The following is a 20,380-nucleotide window of genomic DNA, read 5'->3' as shown; positions in this document are numbered from 1 at the left end:
ACCGGATTAGAAATTTTCCACTATCGGCAGCTTGTCTCACTGTTGCATTGGAATCTCAATCACAAACTCAGTCCCCTTTCCAGGAGTTGAATTACAGCTTAACTGACCCTTGTGTTTCTCCACTACTTGATAGCTAATTGACAACCCCAACCCCGTACCACTTCCTACTGGCTTAGTGGTGAAAAAAGGATTAAATATTTTCTGCTGTACCTGTGCAGTCATGCCGTGACCGTTATCAGCAATCCGAATCTTCAGCGTGTTTACTTCTCCTAGTTCAGTACGAATACGAATCTGAGGATTTTTATTTGGAAAATCTCCTTCATTATTGTAGTCCTCTAAAGCATCGATCGCATTACTTAAAATATTCATGAACACTTGGTTGAGTTGACCAGCATAGCAAATAACATCCGGCAGTTGCGCGTATTCTTTAAAGACCTCAATTTCCGGGCGATGTCTATCGACAAGCCGCTTTGCGTCTACACTCTTTTCCTTGAATCGGTGCTGCAAAATCATTAGGGTACTGTCGATGCCTTCATGAATATTTACAGGCTTCATTTCTGATTCATCTAGACGCGAGAAGTTGCGTAAGCTCAGAATAATATTCCGGATACGGGAACTTCCCACCTTCATAGAATCGAGAACCTTTGGTAAGTCTTCTGTTAGGAATTCTACATCTATTTCCTGAATCTTTTGCTCCATTATTGCTGAGGGATAGGGATATTCTTGCTGATAAATATTAATCAAATCTAGCAATTCTTGAACATAGTCACTGGCGTGAATAATATTACCATGAATAAAATTGATCGGGTTATTAATTTCATGAGCAACTCCCGCTACCATTTGCCCTAACGAAGACATTTTTTCACTTTGAATTAATTGACTTTGGGTACTTTGTAATTCTTCTAGTGCTTCTTGCAGATGTTGATTTTTTTCGTTAATTTCTGCTGTTCTTACTACCACCCTTTCCTCTAGTATATGACTGTATTCCTCCAAGCGCTCATTAGCTTCAGCCAAATTGTTGTAGAGAATGGCATTTTCTAAAGAGATTGCGGCTTGGATAGTTAAGAGTTTTATAACTTCTAGACGATCGCGTGTAAATGCTCCTGGAGTTAAATTATTTTCTAGATAAATAAGCCCTAGGAATTTGCCTTGATTAACCATTGGAATAGATAATACGCTCTTCGGTTCCTCACGGTTAATATAGTTATCTCCCGCAAAATTAGCTTGAGCTTTGATGTCATCAATTACTAATATTTCTTGGGTTCGTTTGACATAATTAATCAAAGAAATAGGAACATGATCGCTGAACTCTAAAGGAATAGATAAAAACTCGGTGTGAGTAGCTCCAAAACTGGTACCAGAACTAACTGCGGTAACAGTTAAGTCTAAGTTATTAGCTTCACTTAATATCAGCACACATTTAGAAGCTCCTGCATTCTCCATTACAACTTCCATTAAAGTAGAAAGTAGCGCCTCCAGTTCAATCTCTCCAGACACTGCTTGAGAAGCTTTAATTACAGTTGCTAAATCTAACATATCTGAAATACTAGTGTTGGAGGCAATGGCAGTTTCATTCGTAAGCAGAGTAGATTTAGCGCTAAGTGTAGATAGGTGTATACTCGGTTCAGCTAGGTTTTTTTTACTGCTAGAATGGCTAAGTATTTCTTGCTGAATCATGGGGATAAGTAATTGAGGATAGCGTTTTTGCAAGTCATCAACTTTGGCTAATGCTCCCCAGCGAACATAGCAATAGTAGGCATCAGTCAGGTAGAGTTGGGCGATTCTTTGTTTATCCCATTTGAGATAAAATTTAGCCGCTAATTCGTAAGCAAGAGCTTCTTCGTTAATGTACTCATTTTCTTTGCTAAGGGAAATAGCGTACTCGTAATTATCTATCGCTTCAAGATAATGACCAAGAACTTGATGCCGTTCCGCGTCCACTAAATAAAATTTATGCAAGTGATTCATGGGAGCCTGAACTGCCCAACTTTGCATTTTTTTCTGATTTGCTGTCACTCTATCGAGGATTTGTTTTTGTTCAAATTCCTCGGAATCAGAATATACTGCTAGATGCGTCAATGAATCGTAAAAATAAAATTGAGCAGTAACAAACATGCCTATAACAGCATATAAGTATTTTTCTGCCATTACTGTGTTTTTAAGAGCTTGAGAGTAATCACCCAGCAGATAACATACATGAAGTTTGCAGAAATATAGGAAAAAAAGTGCCCCTCCATCTTTAGCTTTAAGATGAAATGGTAGCATTTTATCCTCATCATACACTTCACCAATTAAACTCTGCGGATTTTTAACATTTCCGAGAAGATTCAAGATTGTTTGCCGAAATATTTCATTCCAATAAAATACTCTTTCTTGCTTTATTTGCCTAATAGTATGGCTATATGTTTCTATATCTTGTTGAAGTTTTACTAGTTCTTGTCCTGTAAAATATGCATGTTGAGAGTAACCATAAAGAGCATAAGCTGCAAATTCCATATCTCCTACTTCGAGATTAGTAGTATAAGCCTCAAGTAAAGGTTTCAATGTTTGCTTGAGATGCTCTTTCCAATGTCTGATAAGATGATTAAATGTTTCCATAACCTTACCAGTTACTTCTCTTGTTTGGAAATTAAGCAACAACCTCTCAGCCAGTTTCCCAAATTTATATCCAGAATCAATGTCTCCTATTACCCCACACAACATTACTCCATACATCACATATGCAAAAGCAGACAAAGAAGAATTACCAAATTTGATAGATAAATTGATCTGTTTCAGAATAATCAACACTAATAATTCCGGCGCAACTATATAAGCAAGAGCAATTCCACTAGATAAAATACGCATGATTATCAGTGGTTGGGCTTCTGTAATTTCCGGCAGTTCAATTAAGTCTTGAATGGGTCTATTAGCCAATTTTGCAGATGTCGTCTCTATTTCTAGCTGAATATCTAATTGGCTGGGATTTGTCGGAAACTCTACTCCTAAAGTTTTCAAAAAAGTTTTTGCAATATTGACAGCTTCTAGTTCTTTTCCTTGTGCACCATAAGACTGTATTTTAACTTCATAAGCTTTAACTTTATCGAGTGGAGTTTTGGCTTTTACTAACACAACCTGGACAAATTTTTCTATATATTCAAAGTCACCACTGAGATATGCCGCTTCTGCTGCCGTATTATACAAAGCTAACGTGATATCGTATTTAGTATCCCAACTATCATTTGCTAGTAGCTCAATTCCAATAATCAAATACTTAAGTGCCGATGAATAAGCTGTTGATACCAAAGCTTTACGTCCAGCAATCAGATTCATTTCAGCTAGCTCATTACCTTTAGCTTGATCGGTGATGAATTCAACTGCAATATTGAAATGATTGACAAGCTCAAAAATATTTTCTTCCCGTTCGGCAACTGGAGTATTTTTCAAGAGAAGCAGCCCAATTTTTAAGTGTATTTGCTTGATTTGGTCTTTGGGAATTAGAGAATAAGCTGCTTGCTGAACTCTGTCATGTACGAATTTATATTTGGGTAATTTGGAATTACTAATTGATAAATTTTCTGATTCTCTAGCTGAAAAGCTTAATAGTTGTTTATCATTTTTCGGTGTAAGATTATAACCATCTTTCTGAGGTATAATCAGTCCTTCAAGTAATGCTTGCCATAAATCTGAGGCCGTATCTATTACAGACTTTTCATTAACAATAGACAATGTTTTTAAGTCAAATTCATTACCAATACAAGCAGAGATTTTTAATACATTTTGTACATTTATGGGCAATTTCTCTATTTGGATGCCCATAAATTCTACGACATCATCTGTAAGAGATAAGGTTTTAATTTTGGTAATATCATACTGCCAATAACCAGCGTCAAAATTTAATTCAATTAGTCCGTCATCATATAATAAATTGAGAAATTGAGATGCAAAAAAGGGATTACCTTTAGTTTTGACAAACACCATTTGAGTCAGAGGCACAGCAATGCTCTCTCGACAACACAGCGTATCAGCAATCAAATGATTTAAATTAATCTGACTTAAAGGTAAGAGTTGAATTGTGTTAATTAGTACTCCAGTTTCGGACATTTCTTGTAGTGTCAAATATAGGGGGTGTAGATTTGAAACTTCATTATCCCTATAGGCGCTAATTAGTAGCAAACTACCTTTACTCTCAGATATATTCTCTGCATCCTTAGTAAGGCGAGAAGAAGTTTCATCCATTAATAATTGAATAAACTTCAAGGAAACCGTATCTGCCCATTGTAAATCATCCAGAAAGATTACCAGAGGATGCTCTTTAGTAGTGAAAACCTGGATAAATCTCTTGAACAATAAATTGAAGCGATTTTGAGCAGCGCTCCCAGCAAGTTCAGCAGATGGAGGTTGTTTGCCAATAATTATTTCAAGTTCAGGAATTACATTAATGATTACCTGAGATTGCGTACTCAATGCCGATAAAATTTTGATTTTCCACTGTTGAATTTGGGCATCTGTTTCGGAGAGTATTTGCCCAATTAAATCCCGCAAAGCTTGCAACAATCCTGACAAGGGGATGTCACGTTGGAATTGGTCAAATTTCCCTTTGATGAAGTAACTACGCTGTCTTGCAATGGGTTTGTGGACTTCGTTGACCACAGCAGTTTTACCAACCCCTGAGTAACCAGAGACTAAGATCATTTCCGTGCTTCCGCTTGTCACCCGGTCAAAAGTAGTGAGTAGAATTTCAATCTCTCTTTGACGACCATAAAGTTTTTCAGGAATGGCAAAATAGTTTGAGATATCCCGAATCCCTAATTCAAAGACTGTAATATTTCCTTTCTCTTGCCATTGGTTTTGACATCTCTCCAAGTCATACCTGAGTCCATGAGCACTCTGATATCGGTCTTCGGCATTTTTTGCGATCAGCTTACTGATAATATCAGATAAGATTGTGGGAATATTGGAGTTAATATGGCTGGCTTTTGGCGGTTCTTTGGCAATGTGAGAGTAGACTAATTCCATCGGTTCGGTGGTACTAAAGGGTAACTGCCCAGTCAGAAGTTCAAAGAAGGTGATACCCAAGGAATAAAAGTCGGTACGGTAGTCTATACCTCGATTCATGCGTCCTGTTTGTTCAGGGGAAATATAAGCTAAAGTACCTTCTAGAACGTTGGGATTTGTGAGAAATTGAATTTCTTTTGGTAATAAAGTAGCAAGACTAAAATCGATGATTCTGGTCTTACCTGTTATCGGATGAATCAAAATGTTGGCAGGTTTGATATCTTTATGAATGATTCGATGGTGATGTAGCCCTTCCAATGTTGCACTAATTTCAATGGCAATATCGAAAAACTCACTCAATGAAACAAAAACTTTTCCTTTTTTTTGCTCTTCTTCTTGCCAGACATTAAGGGCAATACCACCAAAGTTTTCCATTACTAGAACATATCTATTGTGGTATTTTTCTAGGCTTATTGGCTTGACTATGCCTGGAATTTCAAGATTTTGGGTAATGGTGTATTGATTGCAAAACTGATTAATTTCAGCGAAGTTAGGATCTTCATTACGCATCAATTTTAAAATAAATGATTGCTGATCTTTTTCTCTTATAGCTTGATAAACTAAGGTTTTCTTACTTGAGTATAATTGCTTAATAATGCGATAACCAAGTATAGGAAATTCTGTATCTGATACTACTAACATTGCATCTGATTCTCATAATTTTCTTTCTCTGGTTTAGTATACCCAGAGCATAGTTACTACTATCATTAGATACTGACTTTTCCCATTAAGTCTCTCTAACAAACTGGCAACCCTCTCTAGGTTCGCGCAGCGTGTCGCAGTGCCGCAGTGCGTACCAAAACCTTTGGGAGCGTGCTGTGTATCGAACGCGCATCCGTTCATGGACGGCAAACATCTCGCTTGTTGGGTCGTCTGTTTCCTCAACTTCATGGGCAAAGGACAAACCCGACCACTTACTGTGGTAAATTCTGCCCGCGTCGGGATTGTAGTGCAGGAAGGCAGGGTTCCACATATCATAAAAACCGTTTTCGATCGCATCCGCAACATCTCCAATATTGGTGGTGCGCGTCAGATCAAACGGAAAGGCGGGTCCATCGTACTCCATCTTATATAGCATCATCCGGACGGCACAGCGATCGCCAAGGGGAAGAATAGCTACACGGCTGATATCTGATAACTTACATTTGTATTTAAAAAACACCGCAGATTTAGATGGTGCTTTCACCCGGCTTTCTAGCCCATCCTTACCAATCATTATGGTGCGAAAGGGGGCATCGGGATGAAACGGATCTTCATAGACACCTGATGGCATGGCTTTAAGTGCGCTGCAAACCTCCTGCCACATCGGTTGGATGTTGTACTCGTTGTCTGATTCGTTGATCACCCACAGGTGACGTTCGTCCGCTTGCAAAATCCCCAGATGCCCGTCATAGAACAAAACTTGTGAGTTGTTCGGCGAAAAGAGATTGAAGGCGGCGCCATATTCTAGGTCAGTACTAGGGGGGATGTTTAATGTGGTTGCGATCGCGCCATCCTCTTGCACGGCAAAGAAGGGGAGCGTCCCTGGCTGGGTATACTTCCCAATATAGATACCTGGTATCAATCCTGCCTGACTTTGCAGTGCAGTTTGTAGTTCCTGCCAATAGGGAGCGATCGTGTAGCTGTATTGTGATGGATTAATGATCCGTAAACGCTTCTCTTCGATACAGACAGAGACGTGAAAGCCGGCATGTCTAATGAACTGTCCCTCTCAATGATTCAGCATCAACGGGTTTGATTAGGTAAGTCTGCAATAGATGCCCAACAATGGAGGCTATCAAGGGTAATTTTTGGCAGAATTTTACAATTGATGAGCGTAGCTTGCCGCCGTAGGCATCGCTGTTGCTAATCTCTGCTATTTTCAGATTAAGGTCAGAACACTGCTCTAACCGTCGGAAAAACTCTGGGTGATTTGTATTCAAAATCAGGGGAAATGCCCGTGCGGCGGTATTATTCGTCTCTTCAATCACTCTGGTATTATATTCGCGCGGGTCTATCCCAATCGATTGATAAAACGTTGCGCGTTCAAATACGGTCAAGGTATGAGTAGCAAAAACACTCAGCAAAAAGAAACGCACCCACAATCTAGCTTTCCAATTGTTCCATAATTGAGGTTGCGATCGCAGCAGCGCTTTAAAGAAATCTCCATGCCGATTTTCATCCTGACACCAACTCTCAAACTTGCGAAACAGGGGATAAATTTGGTGTTCTGGATGTTTTTCCATGTGGCGATACACCAAGATGTAACGCCAGTAGCCAATTTTCTCTGATAGGTAGACTGTGTAAATAATCCACTCTGGCGGAAAGAAGGTATAAGTGCGATTTTTGGTTAAATAGCTTAAGTCAAGGGAAAGATTAAAATCTGCCATTGACTTATTTAAAAATCCCGCATGGCGTGCTTCATCCCGTGCCATAAAATTAAAGGCTTCTGCCAGAATGGGATTGCGGTTTTTCAGACGGCGCGATAATTCTTTGAACAGCAGAAATCCCGAAAACTCGGAAGTGCAGGAACGTTCCAAAAAGTCAATAAAGGCGACGCGTGTTTCCCCATCAATGTGATCCCAACACTGCTTAAATTCTTCATCACGGACAAAGTGATCGCGGTTATAGTCAGCTCGTAACTCCTCTACAATTGCCAGTAACTCCGCTTCCTGCGCCGAAATATCTAACTGCGCCGCAGCTTCAAAGTCAGTGGTGTAAAACCGGGGTGTTAATAATGTTTCCTGAACAGGTGCTTTTATACCTGGTTTCAGCAACTCAGATTGGGGAGCCAGCGCGGTCTTGGGGGTTTCCCCGCCACTTCCTTCAACGGGGGAAACCCCCGCAACGGAGTGGCTCACCATGAGTGACTGGCGTCCGCTTTCCAGAGACTTAACCATAAGAATCCTTTTATTTATTTATGCCTCAAAAGTTATATAACCATAAATAGTTTATTGAGGACATCAGTTAAATTATTGAAAGTAAATTGTAAGAAATAAACTTACTGTTTGCTATTTTAGGTGCTGGATCTATCTTAGAGTTGGCGATCGCGTCCGGTATAACTGATGAAGAAGTCTTTGGGAGTCGATGTCGGATTACTCATTGGTACAGGACTTCGAGCGGGGAAAATCTCAACTTTCTATCCCCGCTCTCACAGAGTGATAACGAAGTTGTAAACCATGCGCTGAGGGAGTGATAGTCTGTTAAATAAATATTAGTATCTTTATAGTTATATATAAATTAATAGTTAAATAATCTTAGGAAAAATGAAAATAGCTGGGATTTGCATCGGCAGTGGTACTTGCTGGATAGAGTGATGCAGATCCTCTCTAAACCTAGAATAACAATTTTTTAGCTGGCCCTGGCAGGCATCCTGAGTCGGTGACTGACCAGAAACCTTGCGCTTGAACATGAAGGAAGCAACAATGAGTAGCAATCTAGCCATCAAACTGCGGTCTGGAACTCAACAAGCCCACACATCAGCAGAAAATGTGGGATTCATGAAATGTTTTCTCAAAGGAGTTGTGGATAGAGACTGCTTCGCCAAGTTCTTAAGCAACTTGTATTACGTCTATAGCGAACTAGAAGCGGCATTACTGAGCCATGTAGACGATCCTGTGATTAGTGCGGTTTACTTTCCCGAACTTAATCGCCAATCCTCGCTCGAAAAAGACATGGTGTTCTATTATGGGGATAATTGGAGAGAGCAAGTTACACCCTCACCTGCTGCCCAGAAGTACATTGACCGCATTCGGGAAATTTCTGCTAGTGAACCAGCCTTATTGCTAGGTCATGCCTACACTCGCTACATGGGCGATCTTTCTGGGGGTCAAATGCTACAAAAAGTTGCTCAGTCAGCCCTGAAGCTTTCTGGCTATGAAGGCACATCCTTTTACAATTTTGAGCAAATTCCTGACAAAAAGGCATTTAAGGATAAGTATCGTCAGGCATTAAATGCATTACCCATTGATGATATAACAGCAGAACGGATTGTTGCCGAAGCTAATAACGCCTTTGGGTTCAATTTGCAGATGGCTCAGGAGTTAGAGGGAAGTTTAATTAAAGCACTCGGTCAAGTCCTGTTTAATAGCCTAACTCGTTCTCAGAATTCAGGTAGTACTGAAGTAGCTACGGCTGATTAAGTTTGTCATTTGTCATTTGTCATTTGTCATTTGTCATTTGTCATTTGTCATTTGTCATTTGCTCCCTTATCTCCCTCATCCCTTTCACTCCCCTTCCCTTCATACATTCATTGGAAAGCAACTCAATGGTTTTTCTATTACCTGGGGTCAAGTTTGATCTGGATCTGATCCAAAAGTACGATACTCGCGCACCCAGATACACCAGTTACCCGCCCGCTACAGAGTTAAGCGAAACATTCACCGAAACTGATTTTAAGGCCGCGATCGCAGCCTCGAATCAACGCAAAACTCCGATCAGTTTATATTTCCACATCCCCTTTTGCCAAAGTGCTTGCTACTTCTGCGGTTGTAACACGGTAATTTCTAACAATAAGAATATTGCTAAACCTTACCTGGAGTCTTTGGTTCAAGACATCAAAAACACCGCAGCTTTAATCGATCCAGACAGAAAAGTGCTGCAAATCCACTGGGGAGGTGGTACTCCTAATTACTTGGATCGTCACCAAGTAGAATTTTTATGGAAAAACATCAATCGCTATTTTAACATCGATCCACAAGCAGAAATCTCAATTGAGATTAATCCCCGCTATATCGATAAAAACTACATTTTATTTCTGAGACAGATTGGGTTTAATCGCATTAGTTTTGGCATTCAGGATTTTAATCGCCAAGTTCAAGTAGCTGTTAATCGTGTCCAGCCAGAAGAAATGCTATTTGATGTTATGAGTTGGATCAAAGAAGCTAAGTTTGAAAGTGTGAATGTAGACCTAATTTATGGTCTGCCTTATCAAACCCGCGAGACATTTCGGGAGACGGTGAAAAAGACTATTGAATTAGATCCTGACCGAATTGTTGTGTTTAACTTCGCCTATGTCCCGTGGCTGAAACCGACGCAAAAAAATATTCCTCAAGAAGCGCTACCCCCAGCAGAGGAAAAGTTAGAGATTTTAAAAATGACCATTGAAGAATTGACGAATAACCAATATCTATTTATTGGGATGGATCATTTTGCTAAAACTAACGATGAACTAGCGATCGCTCAACGCAATGGTACTCTCAAACGCAATTTCCAGGGCTACACTACCCACGCTGAGACAGAATTATTTGGTTTTGGTGCTACATCCATCAGTATGCTAGAAGATGCTTATGCTCAAAACCACAAGGAATTAAAGGATTATTATCAGACACTTGCCGCAGGTGCTTTACCTGTTAGTAGAGGTATCAAGCTTACTCAAAATGACATCATCAGACGAGATGTGATCATGGGTATTATGTCTCACTTTCAGCTTCATAAGCAAGACATTGAAAACAAATATTATATCAGTTTTGATGACTATTTCTCTGAGGAACTAGAGGCGTTAAAACCGCTAGAAGCCGATGGTTTGGTTAGTTTATCAAAAAATCAGATCCAGATTACAGACATCGGTAGATTACTAGTCAGAAATATTGCCGTCATATTTGATACTCATACAAGAACGCGAGAGACAAAATTCTCCCGCGCCATTTGATACCACTTTCGCAAATGTTGGCAAGATGGATATTATCCCCTCAATCTACCTTGAAAACAACAGTTGAGGGGATCTAATATGTTGCAATTAGTAAAATAATTCTTGTCAGCAAACTGTGCTGTTAAATATAATAAACTCCTGGCAAAATTTTAGTTTTAAAATAAACTATTAGTAATTCTCATAAAGGTATTATTTTTAATGAGAATTTTTATCATTAAACCAGGTCATTAATATTTGAAATATTTTGCAAAAATATTGGTTGATTATTTATCTGTAATTAAAGATAATCAATAATGAATGCTAACGAAATCGTTATAAATTTGTCGAAGCCAGATTTTGACGCATCTCCAAAAAGTTAGATAATATTTTAACATCTTACTTAAGATAGATATAATAAATTGATTAATTTTTTCGTGTCTATTTTTACAGAAAATTAGGCCTGCACTGATGTATTCAAGAACTCCTGATTTATCTGGCAAAACTTTCCTTTAGCATTTTTATGCTAAAAAAGAAAAAAATGCTAATTTTCATCCAAATCTTGATGTAAAGTTTTTTATCTAACTTTTGGATTTAGCATTTATCCCATGTGGTAGAAAGAATTGTGAGTCAGAGTTGATAACTTAGAGACAAGTGAGATTGTTGAGGCAGTTATGAGTATTATTGCTTGGGTAGTTTTAGGAGTTTTGGCAGGTGCGATTGCTAAAGCTATTCATCCTGACTATCAAGGTGGTAAAATTCTCTCCACAATGATTTTGGGTATCATTGGTGCTTTCGTTGGTGGAAGTCTGTTTACCTTACTACGAACAGGAACTCTGCAAATTACTGCGGCTGGCGCTGCTTTAACTCTTCCTGGTATTTTAGTAGCTGTGCTCGGCGCAATTGTTGCTATTTATCTATGGGGATTAATCAGAAGAAGCAGCAATGTCTAATCGCTGATTGGCATTTATCAACACTGACATCACCACTGTATTTTATCAGTCCTTTAGTTCACCAGTTTGAGAAGCTATGAAACATCAAATTAGCTTTGTCTGGAAAAATACTAAAAGACAATAAAATAGCCGATCCTTTCTGTAACATCATAATTTTGGGAAGTGTAAATCTATGTTTTTTCACAAGAAAGAGCCTATTCATGCAGTTAACATTAGTGAACCAAACCCTCGTTTTGCTCAGTTACTTTTAGAGCAGTTTGGCGGAGCTACTGGAGAACTTAGCGCAGCACTTCAATATTGGGTTCAATCATTCCATGTTGAAAATGCTGGAATTAAAGACATGCTCCAAGACATTGCGATTGAGGAATTCGGCCATTTAGAAATGGTTGGTAAACTCATCGAAGCTCATACCAAAAATGTGGATCAAACAGATGCTTATAAGAGTACCCTGTTTGCAGTTCGAGGTGCTGGGCCTCATTTTCTAGATAGTCAAGGTAGTGCTTGGACTGCAAGTTACTTGAATGAGGGTGGAGATGTAGTGCGTGATTTAAGAGCTAACGTTGCAGCTGAAGCTGGCGCTCGTCAGACTTATGAAGCATTGATCAAGTTGGCAACTGACAAAGGAACCCAAGAGACTTTAGTTCATCTGTTAACACGAGAAATTTCTCATACCCAGATGTTTATGAAAGCTCTAGATTCGCTAGGTAAGTTGACAGATCCATTCTTTGGTAATATTAAGCCAGATGAAACTGTTGCTCTCTACTACAATCTATCTACAAACGGTGATGGTAAAGATGAGCGTGGCCCTTGGAATTCTGAGCCAACATTCAAATATGTTGCTAATCCGCTAGAAAGTCACTCTTAATTCCATAGGTTGATTTGAAGCAAAGAGATTTTTGGCAGATTCTTGAAAACTCCCAATTATCAGGTGGGGAAATAGCTCACCTTCTTTAGCAATTATTCGGCTATTTAGCTATTTTTCGTGAAGAAAAAGATTCCCGACTTATTATAAAAGTCGGGAATTTTAGCTGAGTATTTGGGTGTTACACTCAATCGAAAAAGCCACACTGAAGAATTCCGAGCGATCGCCCCTTCATTATCTATGCCGATATTTCTGAATTCAGAAATTAATTCAACCCAAAATCAAAACTCAGAATTAGGAGATTAGGTCGTGATTGTCAACGCTACGCCAAATGGTTGGGAAGTCATCTATCATCGTGCCCATGCTTTGTTAGCAGCTCAACTGGCGGGACAATGGCAACACAAAGATGCTCCAGTAAGGTTATATGAAACCTTAGCTGCAATTTCCCATCACGATGACCTAGAAAAAGAGTGGGAAGAAGATATTCTGACTGAAGCAGGTGCGCCAAAGGACTTCACCCTCATCTCAACTAAAGATGCAGATGCTGGTGTTGATAAATTGACTGATTTAGCAAAGAATGCCCTTTACCGTGGACGATGGGTGGCTCTATTAATTTCTATGCACATCAGCCGTTTAAATGAGCCAAGGCGGGGTCAGTCTTCAAAACTAGACAAAGTTTTGGATGAACAACTTCAAAATCAGCAACATTGGCGTAAGGAACTGGGCATCGAAAAGGAGGAAGTTGATGCAGCCTATGCATTTATGCAATGGTGCGATCGCCTTTCTCTGATTCTCTGTCAGCAGGAACTACCTGACGATGAGCGGTTTTTAGAAATTAGCAAGGGCCCTGAAGGTCAGCGCTATGACATCATGCAGCGCAGTGATAACTTGGTTGTTGTCAAACCCTGGCCTTTCCAGAACGAAAAATTCACTGTCAATGTCGAAGCCTGCGACCTCTCCCAGGTAAAATTTGAGAGCAGTAGCAAATTAACTCAAGCACTACAAGAAGCTCCGATCAAGGCATTAGAGTGGACATTCGTTAAGAGTTAGATAGACACTTAGAGCTTTTTTCAGGTAAATACTGCCTGGTTCAAATAAATAAAAATTGTTGTAAGTTGTCGCCGCCATATTAAAGCCCCCAGATGGGGGCTTTTTGGTATTAGAAAAGTTTCTCCAGTATTCACTCTAGAAATTTGCTCACCCATACTTGCAAATTTTCTCAAAGGCAAAAAACCTCAAAAAAATACAGGCGATCGCTACCATAGCTGTATAATTTGCAGCAAGTTTTTCATGTCGGCTAGCAATACGCCAAAATTGCTTGAGTCGATTGTTCGCAGGCTTTTCACCATATAACGAGTTTGAAAACATGCCCTAGTTGCCCTCTCCTAACGGCTAATATGCAGCTTGCTCAGGTATAATTACAGAGGTTTTTGTATAAGTACTATTGCTATGAATAAGATGTTTAACAAAATCTCAAAAATAAGTTTTTTGTGCATTTATGAAATTAATCCAGATACTAAAAGTAGCTGTAATTCCTGTTTTGACTGTATTTAGCTTTCTGTCTACATCAAATACAGCATTAGCTGACTACTTAACAAGCAATGGGATAGAAGGTAAATACCATTATGAATTATGGTCTAGCGATGATAACAAGAATTACTACTTGAAAACTTGGCCAAATGATCAAGGAAGTCCAGAAAGTGCCCCATCATACTCCATAACTCGACATTTCTCCTCTAGTAGGGAAGCTCTAAGTTATCTAGGGAAGCTCTAAGTTATTTGATTCTCTAGGGAGGTAGTCCAGTAAAAGATGAAGAGAGTTTCAGACTCTTATTTAAACCCCGACTGAAACTGAAGCTACGTGTAGACGAACGCGAGTGCGTCTCCAAGAGTTGGGGGCTTAAACCCTTTAATTTACGATAAAAAAGAGCCAGAGAAGTAAGTTTTCTGGCTCAAAGCTGGAGACAAAAGAATCATCAAATAAAGGCTAACTTGGGTAAAAACCTAAATTCTTCCCAGGTTATGCAGCCCTAAAACAGCGCCCACTCCTAAGATATGACCAAAGGCGGCACTTGCTAAAAAGGCTGGTAAACCAAAATTACCTAAGAAATTGCCTAAGGGTAGTTTTGGTTCAGCGTTGGGATACTTGATGGTAGATTTGCCAAAGGCAATGGCAATGATATTGGCAACAATGATAATTAGTCCAACTGTCGGACTCCATTGCAGAGGTGTGGTTGCAGCAGCGAGTAAGGTTGAAGTAAACACCTGATTTGCTCCTGAAATTTATTAATGATTGAAAATATAATCTGAAACTTTCCGAAGCAAATTCCAGAAAGTACCCAATTTTGCATCAATATTTAACAGTTATTCTTACTACTTAATACAACCTGAGTTCAACGTGGTGACTTGACTGTGGTAACTGGTTTGAACTTCAATGTGATAAGTAGACATTTTTAAGTTTTAAATTATACCAGATTATCAAATGCCAAGGAGAATTAATCGGAGTTCATCTATACAGCAATTCCAAATTCAAAAGTTGAGGCATGGGTGCTTACCTACCGTTTTGCGGCAGCAACTTCACAATCTTACTTTTCACACCCATCCTGGGGACTGATGAATTCAGGGGCTAAGGGAATTGCTAGACGCTTCCCTCATGTCTTCAAATTGACAACATCCTGCTGTGTAACCCATTCCTCAAACAAGTGAGAACCTAATGTATAGGACTCGTCATCCAATTGCCGAATTACACCAGTACCAGCAATAACTTCTAATGCGTCTGCCACCTTGACTCGGCTGAAACCTGTGTATTGTGCTAAATCTTGCGGAGTTCCTTTGTTGTGCTGCACAAGGGCATAATAAACTTTGCGTTCATCTTCGCCAAAACAACCAGACAGATGTTCTGCATTCCACCACGCTGAAAAGTCTTTGTCATGATGCTGTAGCAATTTGTCGATGAGATTAGCGCGGGTTTGTTGTTGGTAGTTAGAGTCAAAAATAATATTTAAAGCTTGTTGCGTCAGGTAGGGATGGCAACCCGACAATTCGATAAGTGAGGTAATTTTTTCCTCACTCAAAGATATTTTCTCTTGTTCGGCGCGATCGCTAATTAATTCTTTGGTTTCATTATCCCTTAAAGGAGCCAACCATTCAATTTCTGCTATGTTTAATAATGGCGAACCGACTCGCTGCTGATACTCTTTCAAATCTCGATAGCCCGATAATAAAAGACCCAAGCAAGGTTTGATGGCAGTATCGGTATCTTTTAAACCGCGTAGGTAAGACCAAGCATCAGTCGCCCAATTCTGGCGCACAATGAACTCAGCGCCATCGATGAGAAAGCAAACTCCTTGAAAATTTAATTTCCGCAGTTCTTCTGTGGTTTTTAAGAACGCCAACCGAAAGCTATCGTTATTTAAACGTCTTTCGGAGTCGGGATTATTAATATTTAATTTGATATTCAGTTGTTTGAGAAAACTCAGGGTAACTTCGCCACTCTTAATTTGACTGAGAAACTCGCGATACATTTGCCGAATTTCCGTCAGAGGAACTTCTCGCCAGCGTTCTATAGCTTCGCGGAATCTAGCAATCAGAAGATAACGCAGATTGTCTAAATCTTTTGGTTGTTCCAACTGGAGGTTAATTAGTACGGGGAAGGCGCGGCGAGGATAATTAGTGTTTGGATTCAGTAAATTCCACTCTACAGCACGTAAAGCACTCGTTTTACCCAAACGCCGTCCGCCTAAGAGAATCCGCACCTGGAAGGGTGACTTAAGCATTGTGTTAATTAATTCGTTGCGTCCGAAGAAGTGGGAGGGGTCTGTTATGGCGACGCGAAAATTATCAAAAGGACGTTCTCCTACAAAATTCTGCATTGCTTGATTTCCTCTTCTGTCATCTGCATTTGAATCCACCGTGATAAGAGAGGAATTCGGATATGGTAGAAATCCTGATGCTCAATTTCCTCCTGATACAACAATCCAACATTTGTGAGCCAATTACAAGCGTCTAAGCACTGGTTGGCTGTGAACTGATTTCTGAGTTGGTTGAGTAATGTTGTTTCTGTTATCCTGTCTCGGTAACATTCGTTACAGGCGATGGTGCGGAGAACGGTAATTGCCACTTGAAAGTCGCGTTTTTCTAAATCTTCCCAAATGCTTCTTTCTAAGTAATTTTTTAACTCACCTGTCTGGCTTAAAGTCTTTTCTAAATATGGTTCTACCATTGCCCATTCAATCAGCATATTTCCATTGACAACAGGTTTAGTATTATCTTTTATCTTTTCTGTTAAAAAACGAGCTAGTTGGCGAGAAACAAAGGGATGTCCACCGCTTTGATGATGGATTTGTTGAGGAGTTGTTGTATCAAACTCTAACCCCATTAATTTGCCTAGATTAACCAACATTTCTTGTGTTTCTTCTGCTGAAAAAGGAGGCAAAAATATTTCTTTGAAGAAGCTAAATACAGGATTAGTTGCAACTCCTTTTTGCTCCCACGAGTTAATGCGGTTGCAATCTGGATGCACATCAGCCACAAGCAGCGACATTTGTAGCTGTTGTTGGCACAAGACGCGCAGCGCCCCAAAACAAACATTAAATTCTTCAGCTTTTTCACGGCTGTCTTCTGATGTGGGAATAATTCTTTCTACTTCATCTAAAAAGCAAAGGATGGGCAATTTATATTTATGACTTTTCTGGATGACACGGGCATACTCACTGATGCGTTGAATAAATTCTCCAGTTAACTCTGCGGCTGATTTATCTGGAGAAAAAGGTTCAAATTGAGGAAGTGGAATTTCAGTTTCTAGAGTAGATAGACCCTGGAGAATATCGTTAAATAAAGCAGCACCATAGCGAGAACCGGCATAGCGTTGCAAGTCAATGTGTACGATGGGATATTCGCGCAACATAAAGCTTAATTGGAGAAGCACGGAAGTTTTACCAGACTTGCGTAATCCAAATAGTCCCACTCCTTGATATCTTAGTAGTTCTTCTCCCAAGCGTTGCAATAGTTCTGTGCGACCGAAAAACGATAAGGTGTCACTAATGGCGTTCTTGTCATCAAAGAAATTAGCACGCTGGAGGTAGCGATCGCAATATTCTTCCAGCAATCCTGTACATTCATATTTATTGGGTAATACTTTTTCTATTGATGTTAGCGGTATAGGAATTAGCACAAAATGGTCGCGTAACCGCACCTTAGCTATTTCCATTCTGGCTGTAGTATCTGGGGGAACTTTGTATATCAAAATCCCAGCTTTTTGAGTGTGTTCTGTTGCTAATTCTTGGGCAATTTGTACTAGACGTATAACATCTTGGTCAGTTGGCGTGTCAACAGTTATTAAGACAGGTAAAGGCGTATAAATGCGGAGACTGCTTTCGGTAGTTTCGATTGTTAGGTCAAGTGAATTCCCACGTTTTATCTTGGCATCAACTTGTTCTAAAAACTTAGTTACAAAATCTAAAGACTGAGATTTTTGTTCATGTTGTTGTAGTAGCAGCTTTAATGTACCGTCTTCTCTCCATCGTAGCAACCTTAAATTTAATAGCTGGACAAATGTCTCACTCAATATATGGTTTTTGGTGTTAGCGGCATATTCTATTAATCCACGCATTTCTATAGCAGCATCTAATGGAAGTAAGTTTGCTAATAATAAGTAAACACCGCGAAATCTGGGATCATTAATGTGTTTGTTAACATTTTCTTGAACTTCTTCACCGCGAAAGTTTTGCAAAAGGAAGAATTCCATAATCTTGTCGTGGCGAAAATACCAAGTTTTCTGGGATTCTCCTTTATTTTCCCGTTGACGGCTGACGACCATCTTATATTTTTCATCTTCCATACTGGTTAATTCTTGTTTGAATTCATCACCAGGGATGGCGCTTTCGTCATTCAGCCGCATTTGGTAAACTGCTTGAGAAAATTTCTTTAAAGGGAATTCATGTTGCCATTCTCGCTGATATTCTGCCGCCATCAATTGATATTGCTGTTCTTGCAGGCGAAACAAATTTGGTTGCTGGCCTTGTGATAGCATCAGGGCAACCAGCGTTAAATCCATCGGGTTAGAAAGAATGCGCTGGGCTAGTGCTAAATCTTCTGGGGATTGTTGCTCGTTGAATGCTTCTGCAATGTAGTTGGAACAGGCTTGTTCGTATTCAGTCGCGCAACCAAACCCCTCAGTCCCTTTACCTATGAGGTAAGGGGAATGCAACTCTCTTGCAGGTTGGATGGTGTTTAAATCAGAGTTACCCATCCCAATATCTAATCTCCCATTTCCAGTCACCAGTCCCCTATAACGAGAAAGCAAAAACTTCTGGATTTGTTCGGGCTGCAATGGCTGCAATTCATATTTTTTGGCTGTAGTGGGCGGTATCCACTCTAGGGACTGGGTTGTCATGATCATGTTGCCCCTTAAATAGCTTTCGGCAAACTGAGATACTTTTGCCCGCGTGTCGGCTGTAACTTCGTTCAGTCCGTCAATACAAATATCGAACGCTCCATTATAAATCAGGTTTTTGAGGAACTTTACATCTTCTGTCTGTTCGCGTAGTTTGGCATAAATTGCTTCAATTACGCCTTTGTCACACTTTTGGGCGGGGAGGTAAACAACTATGCGCTGGGAGTTGTTCACCAAATGCCGCAGAAACATTGATTTACCTAAACCAGAGTCGCCTTCTAAGACGATTTGTCCTTGGAGAGTGGGCAGTGCTTGGGTAATGGGTTGAACTTCTGGTGTTATGTTATCTGTGGAATTTGTCTTCGGCTGTACCCGCTTTTGCAAAAATATATTTGTCATTGCGTTGGCAAAACGCCTTCCCGCAGGGTATGCAGCGACAGCGTAGTGAAGCAATTGCAAGCTTCGGGGATTGCTCCCTTTTCTCCCATTTGCCCCTTCCCGCCTTGTTCTCAAAAGCCTATATTTATCAGGGCTTAAGGGTAAGGCGTTACCTCGTGGAAGCTTGACATAAGATTCAGCAAAATAAGCTTGTTCAATAAAATTGTCTAATCCTGCATCTGCTAGCAGCAAAGGTTTAAATGGTTGCAACAGTCTGCGACGCAGCCAAGGAACCCAAGTTAGAAGTAAGCCGATGTAACCAAAACCGAGAATTTGCCGTACCCAAGGGTTCCAGAATAAAGGTGCTAGAAATTGGGTAAGTTTAGGATAGGCAACGATGAGGGTAAGCCAAATGGCAAGGTGAATAAAGATGAGTTTTGCGAGCAGCAAAAACCCGTATTGAAATTCTAGATTATCGATTTTTGACTTTACCGTATCTGCTTCTGTGAAACTAGCAGTTTTGAGATTATTGTAATGAGATCGAAGTAACTTAATATCTTGCCATTTACAAGAACTTTTTTTAGTAACTGTGGCGATTTGCTTTGCCAAGTCTATTTGTAATCCATTCAGACCTTGAGTATCTTCCCAAGTTGTAAGAAAAAATTGTAGTGTTTCTTTGCACTGAGAATGTTTTAGATAATCATATTTTCCTTTAGGTTCACCTAATGATTGAAGTAGAGTTTTAACCTGCTCAGTACCGCCCCCAAGGAAATAAGTTAAAAAGCGCCAAGATTCAATGTATGACTGACCGTCGTAATAGACATTATCCAGAATTACAACTATCTCATCGAACTCTAGTTTTCTGATTTTTTCCAAAGCTGATGCCGCACTGTAACGAACTGAAGCGTCAACGTTTTTATCTTTGAGGAAGTTAAGGATGTCTTTGACGTAGGGTGTGGCTGCTGTTCCCAAATTCCCCAAAGCTGATGCCGCACTGGAACGAACTTCAGCCTCAACGCTTTTATCTTTGAGGATGTCAGCGATGTCTTTGACGTAGGGTGTGGCTGCTGTTCCCAAATTCCCCAAAGCTGATGCTGCACTGGAACGAACTTCAGCCTCAACGCTTTTATCTTTGAGGATGTCAGCGATGT

General features: G+C 39.9%; 10 protein-coding genes and 2 pseudogenes. 5 read left to right on the top strand and 7 right to left on the bottom strand.

The window, feature by feature from the left end:
* Positions 1 to 36: 36 nt before the first annotated feature.
* The 3 genes from PUQ00_RS09900 to acsF form a co-directional block, all read right to left on the bottom strand.
* Positions 37 to 5,679, bottom strand: a complete 5,643-nt coding sequence (locus PUQ00_RS09900; RefSeq protein WP_300415644.1) for an ATP-binding sensor histidine kinase — start codon at positions 5,677 to 5,679, stop codon at positions 37 to 39.
* 85 nt (positions 5,680 to 5,764) lie between these two features.
* Positions 5,765 to 6,601 carry a DUF1796 family putative cysteine peptidase gene (locus PUQ00_RS09895; protein ID WP_300415642.1) on the bottom strand — a complete coding sequence of 279 codons (837 nt, stop codon included), beginning with the start codon at positions 6,599 to 6,601 and terminating at the stop codon, positions 5,765 to 5,767.
* Positions 6,602 to 6,731: 130 nt separating this feature from the next.
* Positions 6,732 to 7,916, bottom strand: coding sequence for a magnesium-protoporphyrin IX monomethyl ester (oxidative) cyclase (gene acsF / locus PUQ00_RS09890; RefSeq protein ID WP_300415640.1), 1,185 nt, complete (start codon positions 7,914 to 7,916; stop codon positions 6,732 to 6,734).
* A gap of 525 nt (positions 7,917 to 8,441) precedes the next feature.
* Between acsF and PUQ00_RS09885 the strand changes: the two genes are divergently transcribed.
* The 5 genes from PUQ00_RS09885 to PUQ00_RS09865 all read left to right on the top strand — a co-directional run bounded on the left by PUQ00_RS09885 (position 8,442) and on the right by PUQ00_RS09865 (position 13,507).
* Positions 8,442 to 9,158: a heme oxygenase (biliverdin-producing) gene (locus tag PUQ00_RS09885; protein WP_300415638.1), complete on the top strand. Its 717-nt coding sequence runs from the start codon at positions 8,442 to 8,444 to the stop codon at positions 9,156 to 9,158.
* Positions 9,159 to 9,283: 125 nt separating this feature from the next.
* The gene (gene hemN, locus PUQ00_RS09880; RefSeq protein WP_300415636.1) at positions 9,284 to 10,666 is read left to right on the top strand and encodes an oxygen-independent coproporphyrinogen III oxidase; all 1,383 of its coding nucleotides are present in this window, start codon (positions 9,284 to 9,286) and stop codon (positions 10,664 to 10,666) included.
* Between the two features lie 650 nt (positions 10,667 to 11,316).
* Positions 11,317 to 11,595 carry a GlsB/YeaQ/YmgE family stress response membrane protein gene (locus PUQ00_RS09875; protein WP_300415634.1) on the top strand — a complete coding sequence of 93 codons (279 nt, stop codon included), beginning with the start codon at positions 11,317 to 11,319 and terminating at the stop codon, positions 11,593 to 11,595.
* Between the two features lie 172 nt (positions 11,596 to 11,767).
* Complete coding sequence (locus tag PUQ00_RS09870) at positions 11,768 to 12,460, top strand: manganese catalase family protein (RefSeq protein ID WP_300415632.1); 693 nt, start codon at positions 11,768 to 11,770, stop codon at positions 12,458 to 12,460.
* 306 nt (positions 12,461 to 12,766) lie between these two features.
* Entirely contained in the window at positions 12,767 to 13,507 is a 741-nt protein-coding gene (locus PUQ00_RS09865; protein WP_300415630.1) for a DUF3891 family protein, read from the top strand.
* A gap of 954 nt (positions 13,508 to 14,461) precedes the next feature.
* Here the strand turns inward: PUQ00_RS09865 and psaK are convergent.
* The 4 genes and pseudogenes from psaK to PUQ00_RS32760 all read right to left on the bottom strand — a co-directional run.
* Entirely contained in the window at positions 14,462 to 14,722 is a 261-nt protein-coding gene (gene psaK / locus PUQ00_RS09860) for a photosystem I reaction center subunit PsaK (protein WP_300415628.1), read from the bottom strand.
* Positions 14,723 to 15,108: 386 nt separating this feature from the next.
* A complete protein-coding gene (locus PUQ00_RS09855) occupies positions 15,109 to 16,329 on the bottom strand; it encodes an ATP-binding protein (protein WP_300415626.1) in 1,221 nt (406 codons plus the stop codon).
* Between the two features lie 1,667 nt (positions 16,330 to 17,996).
* Positions 17,997 to 19,184: pseudogene (locus tag PUQ00_RS09850) on the bottom strand (PBS lyase); the annotation flags it as partial.
* Positions 19,185 to 20,159: 975 nt separating this feature from the next.
* A pseudogene (locus PUQ00_RS32760) lies at positions 20,160 to 20,306 on the bottom strand (hypothetical protein); the annotation flags it as partial.
* Between the last annotated feature and the right edge of the window lie 74 nt (positions 20,307 to 20,380).

The sequence above is a fragment of the Nostoc sp. S13 genome (genome assembly GCF_029379315.1).
Lineage (GTDB): Bacteria > Cyanobacteriota > Cyanobacteriia > Cyanobacteriales > Nostocaceae > Nostoc.
The sequence above is the reverse complement of the archived record's forward strand: the minus strand, read 5'-3'. Positions and strand labels throughout refer to the sequence as shown.